Source organism: Pedobacter petrophilus, assembly GCF_009674725.1.
In the GTDB taxonomy this organism is placed as follows: Bacteria; Bacteroidota; Bacteroidia; order Sphingobacteriales; family Sphingobacteriaceae; genus Pedobacter; species Pedobacter petrophilus.
The window spans coordinates 46,797-64,960 of the sequence record NZ_WKKH01000024.1; the positions used below are offsets into that span (position 1 = coordinate 46,797).

An 18,164-nucleotide genomic window follows, 5' to 3' on the forward strand; every position below is an offset into this window, starting at 1 on the left:
AAATTGCTTGCACTTAAAACACTTGCCTAAATATAAACTATAGGGTTTCCATATTCTTTATAGCCTTTAGTTTTGCGCTAAACATTGTTGATATAATTATCTTAAATTGCAAGATATGCTTGGTGCTGATGTAATCATTATTGGAGGTGGCCTGGCCGGACTGGTTAGCGCTATTCACCTATCTAAGGCAGGTAAAGCAGTAATTTTAATTGAAAAGGATCAATACCCACACCATAAGGTTTGCGGAGAATATATTTCTAATGAGGTATTGCCCTACCTCTGTTCGCTGGGTGCTGATCCAGCAATACTTCAACCCACCCAACTTACAAAATTTGAGATGAGTACGCCCAAAAGCAGCCTTATCCGATCTGATTTACCCCTGGGAGGTTTTGGAATCAGCCGCTTTACGTTCGATCATTTCTTGCATGAAAAAGCAAAATCAGCAGGTGCCCTCATCGTTCACGATACGGTATTGGATGTGGTATATGAAAACGAAATCTTTACAGTATCCACCAAAGAGAAAGATTATCACAGTCGCCTGGTCATTGGTGCCTATGGCAAAAGATCAGCTTTGGATGTGAAGTTAGATCGCGATTTTATAAAAGAAAAGTCGGCCTGGCTCGCCATAAAAGCCCATTATCAAGGTAATTTCCCTGATGATCTGGTCGCGCTTCACCATTTTAAAGGCGGCTATTGCGGGGTATCAAAGGTAGAGAACAACCTGCTTAACATTTGTTATCTGGTAAACTATTCTTCGTTTAAAAAATATAAAAACATTAGCGCGCACCAACAGGATATACTGTATCAAAATCCACATCTAAAAAGCATTTTTGAAAACAGCACCTTAATGTTTGAAGCGCCATTAACCATTAGTCAGATTTCTTTCAAGCGAAAAGAATGTATTAAAAACCATATTTTAATGGTTGGCGATACTGCAGGGTTAATCCATCCGCTGTGCGGTAACGGAATGGGCATGGCTATACATGCTGCGAAAATAGCAAGCACACTGATGATCAGTTTTTTGGAGGGAGAGATTACTAATATTGAAAAACTCGAAAAAGCGTATACAACAGCATGGAAACATAATTTTAAATCAAGATTGAAAACCGGCCACTTACTTTCCGGGTTACTAAGAAAGGAAAAGCTTTCTAACTTTTTAATTAATGGTATTGCTAAATTCCCAGCCATTTTGCCTAAAATAATAAAACATACACACGGAAAACCGATAATAATAAGTTAAATGGTTGTAGATACCAGAACAAGAAGTAATGAGCCCGAGCTGATGGATGATTTCGCCCTTGAAGGTGAAATTTTGAGAGATGCACTTGATAAAATTGCCAGCATCAATAAGCTGTTAGGTGGAAACAAAGTGACCCTGGATGGTGTTAAAACCCTAATCAATTCACAACATGATGAAGAGATCTCCATTTTAGATGTTGGCTGTGGCAATGGGGATATGTTAAGAACGCTGGCCGATTACGGGCGAGCAAAACAATTGAAGTTTAAACTGATTGGTATAGATGCAAACGCTTTTACCATTCGCCATGCGGAAAGTTTATCGGAGAACTATACCAACATCACTTATCAATGTATAGATATCTTTACCGATGCCTTTAAAACGACCAGTTTTGATATTATTTTATGTACGCTAACCCTGCATCATTTTAAAGATCACGAGATTTTAGCATTAATGAAATCTTTCCATCAGCAAACTAAACTTGGCGTGGTGATTAACGATTTACACCGAAGCAAACTGGCATATTACCTATTTAATGCGATTTGTTTTGTTTTCAGGCTGAATGAGATGTCGCGAAAAGATGGTTTAGTTTCCATTTTAAGAGGCTTTAAAAGAGCTGATTTAGCACAATATTCTACAGAATTAAAGTTTAAAAGTTACAGCATCCGTTGGAGATGGGCATTTCGCTACCAGTGGGTTATAAAATCAATATGAGCGTAAAAATCAAAGCCGTTAGCAAAGCATTACCGCCGTTCAATCGTGTAACCGAAGAAATTGTACCTTTTCTCGATGCCTGGTTAGCCGGACAAGAGGAGCGGTTTATCAGAAAAGTAAAAAAGATTTTTGAGAATGCCGCCGTTGATAAACGTTACTCATTCATGTCGCCTGAAGAGGTGTTCAGCAATGCTTCATTTGAAGACAGAAATAAAATCTACATCCGCGAGGGTATAAAATTAGGTAAAGAATGTCTGACAACTGCACTGGCGAAAGCCAACTGGAAGCCGGAAGAGCTGGATTTTATCATTACCGTAAGCTGTACCGGGATTATGATCCCCTCTTTAGATGCTTACCTGATTAATGAATTAAAACTTCGGCAGGATATTGTTCGTTTACCCGTAACGGAAATGGGTTGCGCTGCAGGGGTATCCGGAATGATTTATGCCAAAAACTTTTTGAAAGCAAACCCCGGAAAACGGGCAGCAGTTGTAGCAGTCGAATCGCCAACAGCAACGTTTCAGTTAAACGATTTCTCCATGACGAACATTGTAAGTGCTGCAATTTTTGGCGACGGTGCCGCATGTGTACTTTTATCTTCTCATGAGGATGATGAAGGACCCAAAATCATCTCCGAAGAAATGTACCATTTTTATGATGCCGAACACATGATGGGTTTCGACCTTACGGATACCGGACTAAAAATGGTACTCGACATTGAAGTTCCACAAACAATCGAAGCTCATTTCCCGGACATTATTCATCCCTTTTTAGCGAAGCAAAATTTAGAAATTAAAGATATTGATTACCTGATCTTTCATCCCGGAGGTAAAAAAATTGTACAAATGGTAGAAAGTTTGTTCGGCGAATTGGGCAAAAACATTAATGATACCAAAGAAGTGTTGCGCCTATATGGAAACATGAGCAGCGCCACCGTTTTATATGTTTTGGAACGTTTTATAGACTCAAATCCTGCTAAAGGTGAAAAGGGTTTGATGTTAAGTTTTGGTCCTGGATTTTCTGCACAAAGAATATTAATAGAATGGTAAAGTTGACAACAAAGCAAATTATAGATTTATTACCTTATTCAAAGCCCTTTCTTTTTGTAGATGAGCTCGAAAAAATTAATGAAGACGGGGTAACAGGATCTTTTACTTTCGATCCTCAGCTTGATTTTTATAAAGGCCATTTCAAGGGGAATCCGGTTACGCCCGGCGTAATCTTAACCGAAACAATGGCACAGATCGGGGTAGTTTGCCTGGGCGTTTTTCTACTTTCTGCTGAAGAAAATGAATTTAACGGACAGGTGGCCATGACCTCATCCAATGTTGAATTTTTACGACCGGTATTTCCGGGAGAGAAAGTCACCGTAATCGCTGAAAAAATATATTTCCGTTTTAATAAACTGAAGTGCAAAATTACCATGCAGAATGAAGCCGGGGTGAAAGTTTGCTACGGAGAACTTGCGGGCATGTTTATCAGGAAAGCCAATGGATAATCGCGTTGTAATTACAGGAATGGGGGTAGTTTCGCCGAACGGTGTTGGGCTGGAAAATTTTTCACACGCCATAAAAAATGGAATTTCTGGCATCAAACATCAACAACTTTTAAGCGATTTAAAATTCTCTTGCCAGATTGCCGGCTTACCTGATGTACCACCTGCACTTGCGGCGCAGTATTTTACACCCTTAGAATTACGCAACTTTAACAGTACCGGAATTCTGTATGGTGTAATCGCTGGCCTGGATGCCTGGCAGGACGCTGGTTTGAAGATAAACGAAACAGACGAACCTTTCTGGGATTATGGAATGGTTTTCGGTGCCGGAACTTCTGGCATTGACCGGTTTAGAGAAGCGATTTACACCATTGATAAACTGGAGATCAGAAGATTAGGAAGCACTGTGGTTGCGCAAACCATGAATAGCGGCGTTAGTGCTTATCTTTCTGGCAAAATTGGTTTAGGAAATCAGATCTCCACCAATTCATCTGCCTGTTGTACGGGTACAGAAAGTTTGCTCACCGCTTATGAACGCATCAAAACCGGACAAGCCACTGTAATTCTCGCAGGTGCTACGAGTGATAGTGGCCCTTACATTTGGGGCGGTTTTGATGGAATGAAAGTTTGTACCTACAAACATAATGATACGCCTGCCAGAGGTTCCAGACCAATGAGTGCAACCGCAAGTGGCTTTGTACCTGGAAGTGGCGCCGGTGCTTTTGTGGTAGAATCTTTAAAACATGCTAAAGCCCGCGGCGCAAAAATTTATGCGGAGATTTTAGGCGGACACGCCAATTCTGGCGGACAAAGGGGCGCTGGAACCATGACAGCCCCTAACTCCACAGCAGTGCAACGATGTATTGTTAAAGCTCTTGAAAATGCAGATGTAGAAGCCAATGATATTGATACCATAAATGGCCACTTAACAGCTACCGGGATGGATGCATTGGAAATTAAAAACTGGACGATCGCACTAAACCGGAAAGGAAGTGATTTTCCAGATATCAATGCTTTAAAAGGAATGACAGGTCATTGTTTAACAGCTTCGGGCAGTATCGAGTGTGTGGCATCGGTATTGCAGATCCATCAGGATTTCCTTTTTCCTAACGTAAATTGTGAAGATTTAAACCCCGCCATCACCGAATTGATTGATGCTGAAAAGATTCCTCAGGTGATGAAATCAAAAAAAATCAATACCTTAATCAAGGCAAGCTTCGGTTTTGGCGATGTAAATGCCTGCATTATTTTAAAAAAATACAACCCATGAGCAACGAAGAAATCATCAATAAACTAAAACCCATTATTACCACTTATGCTCCTGTTTCTGATGCGCTGGATAACCTGAATGAAGAATCTGATTTTATTAAAGATTTGAACATAAATTCAGCAAATCTGGTGGATATTATTTTAGATGTGGAAGAAGAATTCGGCATCACCATCGATAACACCTCTATGGAGAAAATGCTCACAGTAAGCGCTTCAATTGAAGTTATTAAAGAAAAGTTAAGTGAAAAATGATCGGAAATGACCTGGTAGACCTCGATTTGGCCAAAATGCAAAGCAATTGGCGGCGAAAAGGTTACCTGGATAAAATCTTTACCCCAGCAGAACAAGAACTGATTAATACTTCAAATGGTGCTGATGAAACGGTTTGGATTTTATGGAGCATGAAAGAAGCAGTTTACAAAATTCATAATCGCATCACTGGTGTTCGAAATTTTGCACCAACAAGTTTGGCCTGTTGTTTAACCCAATCTAATGATAAAATTACAGGGTTGGTATGCATTGGTGATCAGATTTATTTTACCGAAACAACCACTTCAGCAAGTTATGTTCATACCATCGCCGCTCCTCTTTTTAATCAACTCAGCAACATTGTGATTGAGATTTATGCTGAACCTAATCATCCCATTGATTATAAAAGCCTGGCGCCTGGTTGTGTGAGCCATCATGGACGGTACCTGGCTTTGGTGTATGGATAAGTGTTGATAAATTTTACCAATAACTGGCTAAGATCTCAGCTTTAACAACTTTAATAGCGCTTGAGTATAAAAGTTGTCAAAGCTTTTTATTGTTTATTTTTTCAAAATTTAATTCTTAGATTAGAACTGTTTCCAGACTTTCAATTTGAAGATTTCCATTCTTCTTATAATTTTTTTCACAAAATAAATAAAGAAGATATATAAATATGATCAATACTATTGTACATACTATTGAAGCTTCAAACCCAAACTTTCCACCAGTGAATAAATCCTTACCTAGCAAATCCTGCTTTAATATACTATCCGTTTTTAAACCGCTTACAGCACTACCTAGAACTGGCCCTTCAAAAAAATTCCAAGCAAAATGCGCTGAAATTGAAAACCACAAATTCTTAAAGTATATATAAAAAAGGCCTAAAAACATTCCTGACAAGAAAATATTTATAAATGATATTAAAGCAAAATCATCATTTGGAATATGAAAAGTTGCAAATAGTATGGAAGAGAGTAATAATGCGACGTACTTATTTTTTTTTAGCAAAAGATATCTTAAAACATAACCCCTTGTTAAAATCTCTTCATTTAATGCGACTAATATTAGTATAAAAAAATAAATTAAAATATTATGATTTTTATAGATACTAAGCTTAAAAACTATACTATGATTTAAATATAGTGTCAATGCTACTAAACTTACGGGTAATCCTCCAAAAACAAAGCCTAAAATCAAAGATTTAAAAGAATCTATTTTTAATCCAATATCCCAAAAACCAATTTGCTCCTCCTTATGTAAAAAATACAATACAACAAGCACTGTAACTAAAAAACCAACAATCTGAAAATCAAATATATAATAAATATTTTTCGTATAACTCTTTAGTACTTCATTAATAGTTATTCCGTCTATCAATGCAATAATACCCATCGCAAAAACTCCAATAATAGAACCTGCTAAAAACCAAATAAATAGAAAATAAAGTATATGCTTCATGATATAAAAAGATTAATCATATAGGATTTAGATATAAAAATCCATTTCCTATATGATTTTTATAAATTATTGATCGTTATTTGGATCGTAAACCCAATCAACTAAATTCTTAACCGATTGGTGTACATAACCTAATACCCAAAAGAAAGAGTTTCCTCCATTAACTTGTTCACATTCTCTTTTATCAAGCAGAATTAAGTTTAAATTTTCTATATTTTTCATTTTCATACCTATTTCGCGGCTTTAACCCCTCTATTAAATGATGCAACAGCTCCATCCCAATCGGTTGCGGCGTCTATTAAACCTTCAATAACCCATCCATAAAACCAATTCCCACCATTTTCATTTCTCATCTCCTTAGCATTCATCTCCTGAACACCAAAATTTTCTAAATTTAAATTTTTCATTTTTTATATTCTAATAATTTTACCTACTCATTTAAGGCTTTTCGGTTTACGCCTTTCGTTGCAACACCACTAAATTACCTTTGTCCACTCTACAAAAAAAGGAGTGGATAATTCTGTTGAACAAAAAAGCCCGCATTAATACTGATTGATTCTTGTGTTTTTAAAATGGTAAAATCAGCCCTGATATTGACTTCGAATGCCTGGGTATAATAATACGTTTGCAGCTGGCGCGAATATTCTATTGGCGCACCCATTAACTTCAATTCATCCAATACCACATATAATCTTGAAGTAGATATCGATAATCTTTTTGCGAAATTTTCCGGAACACCTGTATGACTTTCTTTTATCAATTTATGTATGATCCTGATGCGGTCTATATATTCTAATAGTTTCATATATATTTGGTATAGTTTAACGCTATTGATCCAGCCAAATCACCGGGATACAATTTTAGAATTGACAAATCCCAGCGATGGTGTTAACAGGTTGGTCAAATCATCATCCCCAAACTGCTGTTTCCATAAATTTGCATAATGACCATTTGCAAAGATCATCTCAGTATGATTGCCTTCTTCCACTACCTTTCCCTTATCCAGCACAATGATCTTATCTGCTTTTCTAATCGTGGTTAACCGGTGCGCAATAATGATGATTGTTTTATGCTGTTTTCTCAATAAATCTATCGTTCGTTGAACATACTGTTCTGAAGCAGAATCTAATGATGAAGTAGCCTCATCCAGAATTAAGATTTCAGGTTCTCGGTACAAGGCCCTGGCAATGGCAATCCGTTGTTTTTGTCCGCCGGATAGCGATGCCCCATTTTCACCGAGATAAGTCTGAAAGCCTTCCGGCAGCTCTTCAATAAATGACATAATTCCCAATTGCGAACAAATATTAATGATGCGCTGCATATCTGGTTCATAATCTCCAACCGCAATATTATCTATAACATTGCCGGCAAAAAGATCTATTTTTTGTGGAACAACACTTAATAAACTTCTTAAAGAGCTATTATTTAAATATTTAATGGCATTGATTCCAATAAAAATATTTCCCGATTGAATGGGGTAAATATTCTGAAGCAGCGACATTAAGGTAGATTTACCAGAGCCGCTTTCTCCCACTATTGCAGTAAACGAACCAGCTTCAATATTAAGATTCAGGTCTTCGAAAACATTAACGCGGCTTCCATAACGAAAGGCAACATGTTCAAAGCGAATATTACCCATTAATTCTTTGGTGAGGTGAACACTCGATGTATCCTGCTCCACTTCAAGATCCATAATTTCGAATAAACGATCTGATGCAATGATCGCATCCTGTATAGCTTTATTGGCACCTATTAACGATGCAGCCGGCCCTGTGAAATAGCCAATTAAGGTATAAAATGAAAACAGTTCACCAGGTGTAATTTCGCCATCTAAAACATAGCCAGCCCCTATCCACAACAAAACAATAGTGAGCAACCGGGCAATAATTTCTGCAGATGTTCCGGAGAAGACCCCATTCATGCCAGATTTATAAATGGTTCTCAATAAGGAAACAAAATGTGTTTCGGTTTTTTCATTTGTAAACCGTTCCAGTCCGAACCGTTTAATGGTGGCTACATTATTTAATCCTTCTACCAGTTGTGATTCCAGATCAGCAGACTCTTCCATCAGCTTTCTCTGGATCTTTTTATTGAGTTTGTTACTCACAAAATAAATCAGCAGGTAAAGCGGAATCACTGCCAGCATCATCAACGCCAGTTTCCAGTAATAACTAAACATGAGGATAAAGGAGAAAATAACAATGAATACGTTCACCACCAGGTTAATGGAAACATCGTTAATGAAAGCCCTGATCTTTACCGCGTCGTTAACCCTCGAAATAATTTCCCCAACGCGCATGGTATCGAAAAACTGTTGTGGCAATTTTAAAAGATGTTTGTAATAACCTAAAATTAAGCGGGCATCAATTTGCTGTCCGGTGCGAATGGTAAAAATGGTTTTAGCTGTGCCGATAAATAACTGAAGCAGCAAGATCGCAATCATTGCCATACTCATCACATTAAGCAAATTGCGATTACCATCAACCAGCACATGATCGGTTATTTTCTGAACAAAAACAGAAGTAGATAAACCCAATATGGTATACATTAAAGCACCAAAAAGTGCCTGAACGGCAATGGTTTTGTGTGGTTTAATCAGGTTCCAGAATCGGCTACCGGTATCTACCTTTTCATTACCTTTTTTAAAACTTTCATCTGGCAGCATTAACACCAATACTCCGGTCCATTCTGCTGCAAACTCATCAAGGCTTTTACGGTGAAGCTTGCCATCACCCGGATCCATCACTTCAATATATTTATCTGTGGCTTTATAAATGACAACATAATGCTGTAGTTGCTTCCTGACCACCACATGCGCAATGGCGGGCAGCGGAATTTTGTTTAAGCTGTCGGCCTGCCCACGAACACCTTTAGCTTCAAAACCCAGTTTAACTGCGGCTTCTGTTAATCCCAATACGTTCGTTCCTTTCTGATCGGTACTGGCCAGTTGTCTGATTCGGGCAACAGGCATTCTTAACCGATAAAAAGCAGAAACAGAGGCCAGGCATGCGGCTCCGCAATCGGTAATATCACGTTGTTTAATTAAAATAGACATTAGTTTTCTGATGTGAGAAATATTAAAAATTTAGATGGGTAACCTGGTCATTACCTTCATTATGCCTTTTACCTTCCACCATTTACCGGGTTTAGCCAGTCATCTACCTTATCATAAAGCAGTTGATAAAGGCTTCTTTTGGTTATGGTAAAACGGGCGCTGAAACTCATTCCTTTTTTCACCTGACCTTTGTAACCATTTTTTAATTGCAGGTAATCTTTATTCAGCTTACACTTTACTTTGAAATATGGATTTTGGTTAATCATGACGATATCGTCTGAAATATCCGTAACCACCCCGGTAAGCAACCCCCATTGATTATAATTAAAGGCATCGATCTGAAATCTCGCTTCCTGCCCTTTTTTAATCAATCCGATCTCTGATGGTTTGATGTAGTTGATGGCGAGTAAGGCACTATCAGGAGATACCTCACCAATTTTCTGGCCTGCAGATACGAATGAGCCTACCTGCAAACCCGATAAACCTTGAAGGGTACCATTTATTTGAGCAGTTAGTTCATATAATTTCTCTTGTTCTGAAAGCTGCACCTTTTGATCATCCAGGTCTTTCAGTTCTTTGCGGTATTGATTGGCTTCGGTTTGCCATTGTGTTTTATACTTTCTGGCTACCAGATTGAAATCAGACAATGCCTGATCGTAGTTAAACTTATATTGTTCGTACTCTGACTGTGTAACCACCTTCTTATTAAACAAGGTTTCATATCTGGTATAGATTTTATAAGCCTGGGTTTTTGCGTTAGATGCATTTTGGGTTTGCTCCATAAATTGTTGCCAGCTGGCAGCATATAAGCCGGTGTGCAGTGCCGGCAAACCGCCACTGCTTAAATCGACTGTTTTTAACACGAGCGAAGCATCTTTTAACAAATTGTTTAGTTCATTTGTACGAGTGCTTAAAATCATTCCCTGCTTTTCCTGAAGCGTAGGGTCTATTTTTAAAAGAAGGTCTCCTTTCTTTATTTTTTTATTATCAGTTAAACTGATCATCGCAATCTTGCCAGATACGGGCGCCAGCAATTCATTTTTCTCGATATTACTTTGTAAAGAGCCACTTCCTTTTACACTCACTGTGGTGTAAATAAAGGGAAGTGCAGATAGGGCAACCACAATTGCCAATATAGTAGTAGAATAAATTATTTGGGTGCTTACTTTGGTCTGGTGTAAAAAAACCAAAACATTGTTTTGCAAATCTGCCTCTTTTTCATTGGCCATACTGTTTACATTAATTTATGGAGTGCAATTTTGTCTTTAATTTAGAAAGCAACAAAATTGATACACCAAATGGCAGATTGTAGGGATGAAAGGCGGAATAGCCGCCGAAATAAACTACTCTAATTAAATGCAAAGACTAAAAATATAACCAATAATAAGGTCTTTATCATTTGTAGATGTATTAAAAGATAAAGTCTGTTATTTCACGAGAATATGTAATGCGGTAATTGTACGACACCTTCTTCCGTAACCCCTGCGTTTGTGTGATGACCTTTTGTAGCTTTAAGAGGTAAAAAAGCCAAAGAGTCTTTACCTTATTTAAATTTATTTATTTATAAAGTAGCTTATTGTAGGCAACAAATTGAATAAAGAATGTAATAGAATGCACCATATTAATCCGTTTTTTAGCCGCAGATACCCCAAAAAAAAGCCAACAATAACCTGATGAAAAGCAAATAACGGAGCAAAAGCAATAAGATTTCCGGGGACTGCGCTCAAGAAATTAGTTAAATGTAATAATCCAAATACCGTAATTAACGCATAAAAATAAACACCAAAATACTTATGTAGAACAAAAGATAAAAACCGTTCTTTTAAACTAGATAAGACTAGAATACTTAATGAAATAAAAACAACAAATTTTATAAGTTCGTTAGCTGTTATTAAAGATGAAATTGGCTTGTGAGATAAATAAAATAAAAAATAAGCCATCAAAGCTGAGATAAATATATTTAGCCGTGATACTTTTAAGGGCAACCTAAAAATTAATTCTTCTACAATTGGCGCAAAAATTAAAAAAAACAGTATGTTATTTTGATTTGATGCGGTTTTCTGTACACCATTAATCGCTTCCATAAACGAAAAACCTACTGTTGACCTAATAATAAGATCAATAATTGAGACAAGCAAATAATTTATGAACAGGAATAATGTTGCGTAGCAAAAAACAGAAAACAACTCCTTTAGCGACTGCTTAAAGGAGTTGTTTTGTTTAAATACATAGACCGGATTCTTAAAAAAACCGTATAGCACCTACTATTTTTTAAAAAAAGTTGCCCAAACAATTAAGGCCTTACCAACCCAATGCCCTACTTCGTAACCAATATCTTCCGGGGTTGTTTCTTTTCCACCATTTGTGGTGATCATTTTCTCATTAGTTAGTTCGATTATCAAAATAATTTAATTAAATATTGCATCGTAAAACCCTTTAAAAAAACCTTTATAAAATGCACTATCTCCTTTAGAACGATAGTACACTAAACCATATCCCCCGGCATCATAACCCATTCCACCATTTGTAAACCTGTTTATTGAATTTGATTTAAACTAAATATCCTAATGGGTAAAATAATAGAATGCTTTACCCAACAGGAAGCCTGCGGGAAGTGAAAGCAACATGATCCCAAATGTCAACGATAGTATATTCAATAACGAAAAAGCTCTCTTTTCGGCCCGGCTGTTTAATGAGGCAAACGATGGAACAGTCAGTAAAGTGGCAGCGAGCCTGAGTAAGTAAATCATATGATATATGGTAGATACTAAGTAAATCTATGTAAACCTTAATGATAATAACTGAGATTCAAGTTATTTCAATTTTTCTTTCTCTAAAGATGCTTTCTTTTTCTTGTTACTTATATGTGCTATTAACATTCCATATGATAAAATGATTAAGCTAATATTCAGTTCTTTGTCTATAAATTTAAAAATGAAATTAACGAACAATAATGTTAAAAAAAACATACATGCCCAAATTTGAACGGAAATTTTATTTAAGTTAAACATAGAAGTCTTGTCTGTTTAAAATTGTGTTTTTAGTTTTTTTGGGACAAACTTAATTGATATCCATTACAAAATACTGTTTTATCAGGCATAACTTTACCTAGAAAATGTATAGGGATGAAAGGCTGATTAAGCCAATATTCATTCCTCTGTCTATCACTTTAAAAATGAAATTAATGGAACATAGCATTAACAAAAAACATGCATGCCCAAATTTTAAGCGAAATCTTATTTAAGTTAAACGTAAAATTTTGTCTATTTAATTTTTTTTTGGAATAGATTAGTTTTTTAAATGTTAAACTAATTATAGTAATACTCTACTAAACATATCCCTAAAATAATAACATAATAATTGAAATTAACAGCTAAACTTTCTTTTTATCAAAACTACTTAAGATTAACTAGATCGCTGAAAAGAACAAGTACATTATGAAAGACATGAATGATACAAACAATTATAACTTTACTTAACCGCGTTCCCTCCCAATATATATATGCTACAATTAATACAATTCCTGAAAAGAAACCAAAAAGCAAATATGCAAGGTTTGAGAAGTGCAGTAAGCCAAATAAAGTAGCTGAACACAGTATGATCTTCCAATTTTCAAATTTTTTCTCCTTCAAAATATGATAGGGTACTGATTGAAAAAAATAGGTTTCAATTATTGGGGCTATAAAACAAGCCAACACTATTTTATAAGTGAGTGTCCTATTGTGAACTTCATTATTTTGAACAACATTAATCCCATACTCTAATCCAATAATTTCTGTAAGATAATCATATAAAAAGCTTACAATTAATAAAAAGAATGAAAATATAATGATAAATACTATTGGGTTTCTCGAAGCACTTTTCAACTTAACGGCACTATTAATCATATTTATTGATTTAGAAGAATTAACGAAATAACAAATAAGAAAAATCTTGTTTGCTATCTGTATTAGAATTATGAGTTACACCTAAATGTAACTCATAATTGCAACTTATTTTTTTAACCCAGACGGTAGTGACTGTTGATATCTTCCTCCTTCTTGCCCGGCTGCATACCATATTTCCACCCAAGCATCAATTATGTGCCCAACCAAATAATCAGCTAAAAACTTTCCTCCATTTTCCAGTCTCATTTCTTTAGCGTCCATTTCCTGCACGCCAAAGTTTACTAATTCTAATTTTTTCATTTCGTTTAATTTAAATTTTATTCCCTACTCATTAAAGGCTTTTCGGTTTCCGCCTCTGTTGGCCTAACATGATACAAGTATTGAATTTATTTTTTTAAACAAAAAAAATAATACACCAAATGGCCTGTTTGTAAGGACAAAGCCCGTCTAATTCTTATATTTTAATAGAATTACCTGTAGTATACCTTACACATTTGAAGCATACCTAAACGACTAAAATATTTAACGAAACACAACAGATAGTTGTAAAAAAATACTACTTTAGCTGTGTTGTTAGCCGTGGTTAACATCAATCTCCCCCTATTATTAAATCTAAGGCAAGTAGCTGTCTTGGCAAATCATCCCAAAATTAAGGTGAAACATTTAATAATAAACATATGAGTACTTCAAACCAGATTTCTACAGAAATACCCGCAGCGGTAATTGAAACCGTATTAAAGGCATTACAAGAAAGCAAAGCTGCTTTAGCACCTTATTTGCATGCCCTTACCGACAATGAGCGTAGAACCTTATTTAAAATGGGCGATAAAACAGTAGCCACCGTGCAGAAGGTAAAATCGTATATCGAAACCAATGCTGAATTTGTACCAGCTTACATGGACAAGGCCGAGTTTTTAAAAGATGAAGCCGTTGCCGCCCAGCTTAGTCCTTTAAACAGTTTAGCAGAACAACTTGCAGCAGATTTGAATGACACCTTGATGCTTGCCGGAAGTGAAGCCTTACTATCGGCCTTGCTTTACTACGGGCAGGTTAAAGAAGCCTACAATAAAGGCATCCTTGCTTCAAAACCCATTTATGAAGATTTAAGCAAAAGGTTTACCAAGAAAAGTAACCCTACAGTTTAGTCATTAAAAATATCCGGAAGCCAAATCCAGGCTTCCGGATCTTGATCCATCTCCACCGCAATTTGAACGCATATTATCTTTAACGAACTTATGATCCTCTAAATTGAAGTTAATATCCTCGACGATGAGCTTATTATACTCAAAACTGAAGTTAATATCCTCGACGATGAACTTATTATCCTCAAAACCGAAGTTAATATCCTCGACGATGAGCCTATTATCCTCAAAACTGAAGTTAATACCCTCGGCGATGAGCCTATTATCCTCAAAACCGAAGTTAATATCCTCAAAACTGCCCTCTTATTATTTGAAGTGAACAGGCTTTAATGAATGATTTTGATTCTGATAGCCTTAAAATAAACAAATAACAACTTTTGTATAGAGAAAGACAGTGTTCGTCAATTAATTTTCTCGGATAAGACAATCTTTTTTACTTTAAGCTCAAAAATCAGCAGACACGCAGACCATTTAGGTCTTAAACATTTTACACCATCTATTTCAACATGAAACATCTTTTATTTTTCCTCTTTTTTTTGCTTTCACTCACTGGCCTAAAAGCCCAAAACTGCAACTGTGGCGATAATTTTAAGTATTTAACCCAACGGGTTTCTAAAAATTATGTGGGTTATACGGATAAGGTAACCCCATCTAATAGCAAACAATTTGCAAAATTCACAGACAGCTTACAGCAAGTGGCCAATAAAGCCAACCCGTATCAATGTTTAAGTTTATGCAGAGCGTGGCTCGATTTCTTTAAAGATAAACACATGGCCTTCGGTATGGATTTCGATAAACTAAATACCGATTCAGTCAGGACTTTTTTTTCAAATGAAGAAAAAACCAACTGGACAGACCGTAGTTTTAAATCTTACCTCATCCAAAACAAAGCCAGCCTTGACCCCATAGAAGGCATCTGGAGTACCGGCATTTATGAAGTTGGGGTGGTTAAAGACATCAAGCCAGATCAGTTTATGGCCTTTGTACTCAAAGCAGATTCTGTAAGGTGGATGCCCCAGCAAGTCAAGTTTAGATTAATGAAGCAGGGAGGGCAGTATAAAACCATTTATTTTAGTGGAGGCGATCACTCCGAGCAACATCCTACCTTAATAAAAGATGCAGACACGCTAGATTTTGGCTTTTTTAAAAAATGGGTTAAAGCGCCTAAGCCTTTAAACACCACATTGAAAAATGAAAAAGAAATAGACCTTTCTCCAAAATTCCGGATACTGGATGATGAAACAGTCCTATTTGAAATGCCATCTTTTGGCAAATTAGATTATGTAGCCCCAACAGCAGCCTTAATTAAAAAGAACGAAAGCGTATTAAAAAACACGAAACATTTAATTATAGATTTAAGAAATAATAGCGGTGGTTCTGTTTTAGTCTATGAAAAACTGATGCCATATTTATACACCAACCCGATCTTAAAAGAAGGGGGTTATGTTTTGGCAACAGCCGAAAACATTAGAGATGGCTATTCAAAAGAATATCCGGAAGTTTCAGACAGCATCAGAAATGTATTTAAGAAAGACCTGATGACATTAAAGGCCCATAAGGGAGAACTTTATAAGCTTTACCCGGTAGATACCATAAAATTTAATACGGTTTACAAAAACCCTGAACGTATTTCATTTCTGGTGAATAGAAATACCGGAAGCGCTGCCGAACTATTTTTACTGGAAGCGAAACAAAGCAAAAAAGTAAAAATTTATGGTGAAAATAGTAGCGGAGCAATTGATTATACTGAATTTATTACCACTAAAATGCCTTGTAGTTTTTATACCCTTTACTACCCCGCTTGCAAATCTTTAAGGTTACCAGATTATCCACTAGATAATATTGGGATTAAACCCGATGTAGCAATACCTGCAAATGTTACCGATTGGATAGATTTTGTAAAGAAGTATAACCATTAACCAAACATGAAATACCTGTTTTTAATAGTCGGTGTGTTTTTTACGATAAAAGCCAGCGCTCAAAACTGCAACTGTGGTGATAATTTCAAGTATTTAACCGACCGGATTTCCAAAAACTATGTGGGTTATGCTGATAAAGTAACCCCATCAAACAGCCAAAAATTTGCAAAATTCACAGACAGCTTACAGCAGGTGGCCAACAAAGCCAACCCATATAAATGTATAGGCATATGCCGCGAATGGCTCGATTTTTTTAAAGATCAACACATCGAATTTGGCATGGATTTCAATGAATTAAATTCCGGTACGGTAAGGAGTTTTTTTTCAAATGAAGAAAAAACAACATGGACAGATAGTAGTTTTAAATCTTACCTCGTTAAAAACAAAGCCACCCTAGATCCCGTAGAAGGTATCTGGAGTTATGGAATTTATGAAGTTGGAATTGTTAAAGACATCAAGCCAGATCAGTTTATGGCCTTTGTACTTAAAGCAGATTCTGTAAGGTGGATGCCTCAGCAGGTCAAATTTAGATTAATGAAAAATGGCAACCAATATGAGCCTGTCTATTTTAGCGGAGGTGATCATTCTGAACAATATCCAACATTAATTAAAGATGCAGATACCTTAAATTTTGGCATGTTTGGAAAATGGATTAAAGAAGAAAAAAAGATTCAAACTTCTAAATCTACTGCGCCAGATTTAGTAGCTAGTTTCAAAGTTTTGGACGACACAACCGCTCTATTGACCCTCCCATCATTTAATTCTAAATATAAATTAGTGATAGACAGTCTCATTACCCATAACAAAAATAACTTAAGCCATACCAAACATTTAATTGTTGACGTACGGGATAACCCGGGAGGGTCGACCCATTGTTTTGAAAAACTTATTCCATATTTATATACCGACCCGATACACATTGATGGTGCTCTTGTATTGGCAACAGCAGATAATATTCGCGATTGTTATGAACGGAATTTCCCTTATGCCTCTGCAGCTTCGAAAAGAACAATAAAACGAAACAATAAAAAGCTATGGGCACACGAAGGCGAATTATACCAGTTATACAAGAGCAATACGATCAAGCAGTCCAAAATTTTAAAAAACCCATCGCAGATTTCTATCCTGATGAATGGAAATACAGCAAGTAGCGGTGAACTTTTTATTTTAAGGGCTGAGCAAAGTAAAAAAGTAACCCTGTTTGGGCAGAACACTGCAGGTTGTGCAGACTATGGAGAAATTGTGATGATGCACCCGTTATGTAAAGTTTATATATTGATTTACCCAGTAGCAAAATCACTACTCAGCATAAAACGCCCTCTTGATAATATAGGCATTACACCCCAGGTTAAAATACCTGCAAATGTTACCAATTGGATTGATTTTGTAAAGAATTACAAAAAGTAAGTTAGGCTTTGCAGTTTACATATCTAATCCACTGGTTTCGTATCTCCAAAAGGCCGTTTGGTGTATCTTTTTTGATCAGACTTATAATAAACTCTATTTTGCCCACACATCTAAAAAAAATTAAAAATTATATCTTATGAAAACGAAAAAATTAGAAAAAAAGACAGTTTTTCTTTTTAAAAGAACCAATCTTTCGAATTTAACAAAAGAACAAATGAGAAAGATTAATGGGGGTGATTCTACCAATAATGATAATGATACCCCTATATCTACGGGTGCAAATATTTGTAATGAGACTATTAATCAAACATACTAGTTGTTACAATTAATAT

21 protein-coding genes are annotated in these 18,164 nt (G+C 36.1%); 11 read left to right on the forward strand and 10 right to left on the reverse strand.

Annotation, left to right across the window (positions count from 1 at the left end):
- Nucleotides 1-115: 115 nt before the first annotated feature.
- The 7 genes from GJU39_RS14915 to GJU39_RS14945 are packed head-to-tail and all read left to right on the forward strand — an operon-like array spanning nt 116 to nt 5,431.
- Nucleotides 116-1,240 (forward strand): NAD(P)/FAD-dependent oxidoreductase, encoded by a 1,125-nt coding sequence (locus tag GJU39_RS14915; protein WP_154281745.1) that lies wholly within the window; start codon nt 116-118, stop codon nt 1,238-1,240.
- Nucleotides 1,241-1,951 carry a methyltransferase domain-containing protein gene (locus GJU39_RS14920; RefSeq protein WP_154281747.1) on the forward strand — a complete coding sequence of 237 codons (711 nt, stop codon included), beginning with the start codon at nt 1,241-1,243 and terminating at the stop codon, nt 1,949-1,951.
- Nucleotides 1,948-3,000: a type III polyketide synthase gene (locus GJU39_RS14925; protein ID WP_154281749.1), complete on the forward strand. Its 1,053-nt coding sequence runs from the start codon at nt 1,948-1,950 to the stop codon at nt 2,998-3,000. Before GJU39_RS14920 ends, GJU39_RS14925 begins: the two co-directional genes overlap by 4 nt.
- Nucleotides 2,994-3,449, forward strand: coding sequence for a 3-hydroxyacyl-ACP dehydratase FabZ family protein (locus GJU39_RS14930; protein ID WP_245227920.1), 456 nt, complete (start codon nt 2,994-2,996; stop codon nt 3,447-3,449). Before GJU39_RS14925 ends, GJU39_RS14930 begins: the two co-directional genes overlap by 7 nt.
- Nucleotides 3,442-4,716 carry a beta-ketoacyl-[acyl-carrier-protein] synthase family protein gene (locus GJU39_RS14935; protein WP_154281751.1) on the forward strand — a complete coding sequence of 425 codons (1,275 nt, stop codon included), beginning with the start codon at nt 3,442-3,444 and terminating at the stop codon, nt 4,714-4,716. Before GJU39_RS14930 ends, GJU39_RS14935 begins: the two co-directional genes overlap by 8 nt.
- Nucleotides 4,713-4,967, forward strand: a complete 255-nt coding sequence (locus tag GJU39_RS14940) for an acyl carrier protein (protein ID WP_154281753.1) — start codon at nt 4,713-4,715, stop codon at nt 4,965-4,967. The genes GJU39_RS14935 and GJU39_RS14940 overlap by 4 nt, the downstream gene beginning before the upstream one ends.
- Nucleotides 4,964-5,431 carry a 4'-phosphopantetheinyl transferase family protein gene (locus GJU39_RS14945; protein WP_154281755.1) on the forward strand — a complete coding sequence of 156 codons (468 nt, stop codon included), beginning with the start codon at nt 4,964-4,966 and terminating at the stop codon, nt 5,429-5,431. The genes GJU39_RS14940 and GJU39_RS14945 overlap by 4 nt, the downstream gene beginning before the upstream one ends.
- 115 nt (nt 5,432-5,546) lie before the next feature.
- Here the strand turns inward: GJU39_RS14945 and GJU39_RS14950 are convergent, their stop codons facing one another.
- The 10 genes from GJU39_RS14950 to GJU39_RS14995 all read right to left on the reverse strand — a co-directional run bounded on the left by GJU39_RS14950 (nt 5,547) and on the right by GJU39_RS14995 (nt 13,664).
- Complete coding sequence (locus GJU39_RS14950) at nt 5,547-6,422, reverse strand: CPBP family intramembrane glutamic endopeptidase (RefSeq protein WP_154281756.1); 876 nt, start codon at nt 6,420-6,422, stop codon at nt 5,547-5,549.
- A 66-nt stretch (nt 6,423-6,488) separates the two neighbouring features.
- Nucleotides 6,489-6,644, reverse strand: coding sequence for a hypothetical protein (locus GJU39_RS14955; RefSeq protein ID WP_154281758.1), 156 nt, complete (start codon nt 6,642-6,644; stop codon nt 6,489-6,491).
- Nucleotides 6,645-6,652: 8 nt separating this feature from the next.
- Nucleotides 6,653-6,829, reverse strand: coding sequence for a hypothetical protein (locus tag GJU39_RS14960; protein WP_154281760.1), 177 nt, complete (start codon nt 6,827-6,829; stop codon nt 6,653-6,655).
- 89 nt (nt 6,830-6,918) lie between these two features.
- Entirely contained in the window at nt 6,919-7,227 is a 309-nt protein-coding gene (locus GJU39_RS14965; RefSeq protein ID WP_154281762.1) for a helix-turn-helix domain-containing protein, read from the reverse strand.
- Between the two features lie 39 nt (nt 7,228-7,266).
- The gene (locus GJU39_RS14970; protein ID WP_154281764.1) at nt 7,267-9,477 is read right to left on the reverse strand and encodes a peptidase domain-containing ABC transporter; all 2,211 of its coding nucleotides are present in this window, start codon (nt 9,475-9,477) and stop codon (nt 7,267-7,269) included.
- A 68-nt stretch (nt 9,478-9,545) separates the two neighbouring features.
- Nucleotides 9,546-10,706: an HlyD family secretion protein gene (locus GJU39_RS14975; protein ID WP_154281765.1), complete on the reverse strand. Its 1,161-nt coding sequence runs from the start codon at nt 10,704-10,706 to the stop codon at nt 9,546-9,548.
- 324 nt (nt 10,707-11,030) lie between these two features.
- Nucleotides 11,031-11,561, reverse strand: a complete 531-nt coding sequence (locus GJU39_RS14980; RefSeq protein ID WP_154281767.1) for a CPBP family glutamic-type intramembrane protease — start codon at nt 11,559-11,561, stop codon at nt 11,031-11,033.
- A gap of 180 nt (nt 11,562-11,741) precedes the next feature.
- A complete protein-coding gene (locus GJU39_RS14985; protein WP_154281769.1) occupies nt 11,742-11,879 on the reverse strand; it encodes a hypothetical protein in 138 nt (45 codons plus the stop codon).
- Between the two features lie 993 nt (nt 11,880-12,872).
- Complete coding sequence (locus tag GJU39_RS24310; RefSeq protein WP_154281771.1) at nt 12,873-13,364, reverse strand: CPBP family intramembrane glutamic endopeptidase; 492 nt, start codon at nt 13,362-13,364, stop codon at nt 12,873-12,875.
- A gap of 105 nt (nt 13,365-13,469) precedes the next feature.
- Entirely contained in the window at nt 13,470-13,664 is a 195-nt protein-coding gene (locus GJU39_RS14995; protein WP_154281772.1) for a hypothetical protein, read from the reverse strand.
- 377 nt (nt 13,665-14,041) lie between these two features.
- On the opposite strand from GJU39_RS14995, the gene GJU39_RS15000 reads away from it, so the two are divergent.
- From GJU39_RS15000 to GJU39_RS15015, 4 genes are all read left to right on the forward strand, one after another.
- Nucleotides 14,042-14,509 (forward strand): hypothetical protein, encoded by a 468-nt coding sequence (locus GJU39_RS15000; RefSeq protein WP_154281774.1) that lies wholly within the window; start codon nt 14,042-14,044, stop codon nt 14,507-14,509.
- A gap of 503 nt (nt 14,510-15,012) precedes the next feature.
- Entirely contained in the window at nt 15,013-16,425 is a 1,413-nt protein-coding gene (locus GJU39_RS15005; RefSeq protein WP_154281775.1) for a S41 family peptidase, read from the forward strand.
- A 6-nt stretch (nt 16,426-16,431) separates the two neighbouring features.
- Nucleotides 16,432-17,832 (forward strand): S41 family peptidase, encoded by a 1,401-nt coding sequence (locus GJU39_RS15010; RefSeq protein WP_154281777.1) that lies wholly within the window; start codon nt 16,432-16,434, stop codon nt 17,830-17,832.
- A gap of 136 nt (nt 17,833-17,968) precedes the next feature.
- Nucleotides 17,969-18,148, forward strand: coding sequence for a hypothetical protein (locus GJU39_RS15015; RefSeq protein ID WP_154281778.1), 180 nt, complete (start codon nt 17,969-17,971; stop codon nt 18,146-18,148).
- Nucleotides 18,149-18,164 lie beyond the last annotated feature (16 nt).

What these genes read in the sequence shown, in the direction of transcription:
- GJU39_RS14915 (WP_154281745.1), top strand. Translation starts at nt 116, where the DNA reads ATGCTTGGTGCTGATGTAATCATTATTGGAGGTGGCCTGGCCGGACTG.
- GJU39_RS14920 (WP_154281747.1), top strand. Translation starts at nt 1,241, where the DNA reads ATGGTTGTAGATACCAGAACAAGAAGTAATGAGCCCGAGCTGATGGAT.
- GJU39_RS14925 (WP_154281749.1), top strand. Translation starts at nt 1,948, where the DNA reads ATGAGCGTAAAAATCAAAGCCGTTAGCAAAGCATTACCGCCGTTCAAT.
- GJU39_RS14930 (WP_245227920.1), top strand. Translation starts at nt 2,994, where the DNA reads ATGGTAAAGTTGACAACAAAGCAAATTATAGATTTATTACCTTATTCA.
- GJU39_RS14935 (WP_154281751.1), top strand. Translation starts at nt 3,442, where the DNA reads ATGGATAATCGCGTTGTAATTACAGGAATGGGGGTAGTTTCGCCGAAC.
- GJU39_RS14940 (WP_154281753.1), top strand. Translation starts at nt 4,713, where the DNA reads ATGAGCAACGAAGAAATCATCAATAAACTAAAACCCATTATTACCACT.
- GJU39_RS14945 (WP_154281755.1), top strand. Translation starts at nt 4,964, where the DNA reads ATGATCGGAAATGACCTGGTAGACCTCGATTTGGCCAAAATGCAAAGC.
- GJU39_RS14950 (WP_154281756.1), bottom strand. Translation starts at nt 6,422, where the DNA reads ATGAAGCATATACTTTATTTTCTATTTATTTGGTTTTTAGCAGGTTCT.
- GJU39_RS14955 (WP_154281758.1), bottom strand. Translation starts at nt 6,644, where the DNA reads ATGAAAAATATAGAAAATTTAAACTTAATTCTGCTTGATAAAAGAGAA.
- GJU39_RS14960 (WP_154281760.1), bottom strand. Translation starts at nt 6,829, where the DNA reads ATGAAAAATTTAAATTTAGAAAATTTTGGTGTTCAGGAGATGAATGCT.
- GJU39_RS14965 (WP_154281762.1), bottom strand. Translation starts at nt 7,227, where the DNA reads ATGAAACTATTAGAATATATAGACCGCATCAGGATCATACATAAATTG.
- GJU39_RS14970 (WP_154281764.1), bottom strand. Translation starts at nt 9,477, where the DNA reads ATGTCTATTTTAATTAAACAACGTGATATTACCGATTGCGGAGCCGCA.
- GJU39_RS14975 (WP_154281765.1), bottom strand. Translation starts at nt 10,706, where the DNA reads ATGGCCAATGAAAAAGAGGCAGATTTGCAAAACAATGTTTTGGTTTTT.
- GJU39_RS14980 (WP_154281767.1), bottom strand. Translation starts at nt 11,561, where the DNA reads ATGGAAGCGATTAATGGTGTACAGAAAACCGCATCAAATCAAAATAAC.
- GJU39_RS24310 (WP_154281771.1), bottom strand. Translation starts at nt 13,364, where the DNA reads ATGATTAATAGTGCCGTTAAGTTGAAAAGTGCTTCGAGAAACCCAATA.
- GJU39_RS14995 (WP_154281772.1), bottom strand. Translation starts at nt 13,664, where the DNA reads ATGAAAAAATTAGAATTAGTAAACTTTGGCGTGCAGGAAATGGACGCT.
- GJU39_RS15000 (WP_154281774.1), top strand. Translation starts at nt 14,042, where the DNA reads ATGAGTACTTCAAACCAGATTTCTACAGAAATACCCGCAGCGGTAATT.
- GJU39_RS15005 (WP_154281775.1), top strand. Translation starts at nt 15,013, where the DNA reads ATGAAACATCTTTTATTTTTCCTCTTTTTTTTGCTTTCACTCACTGGC.
- GJU39_RS15010 (WP_154281777.1), top strand. Translation starts at nt 16,432, where the DNA reads ATGAAATACCTGTTTTTAATAGTCGGTGTGTTTTTTACGATAAAAGCC.
- GJU39_RS15015 (WP_154281778.1), top strand. Translation starts at nt 17,969, where the DNA reads ATGAAAACGAAAAAATTAGAAAAAAAGACAGTTTTTCTTTTTAAAAGA.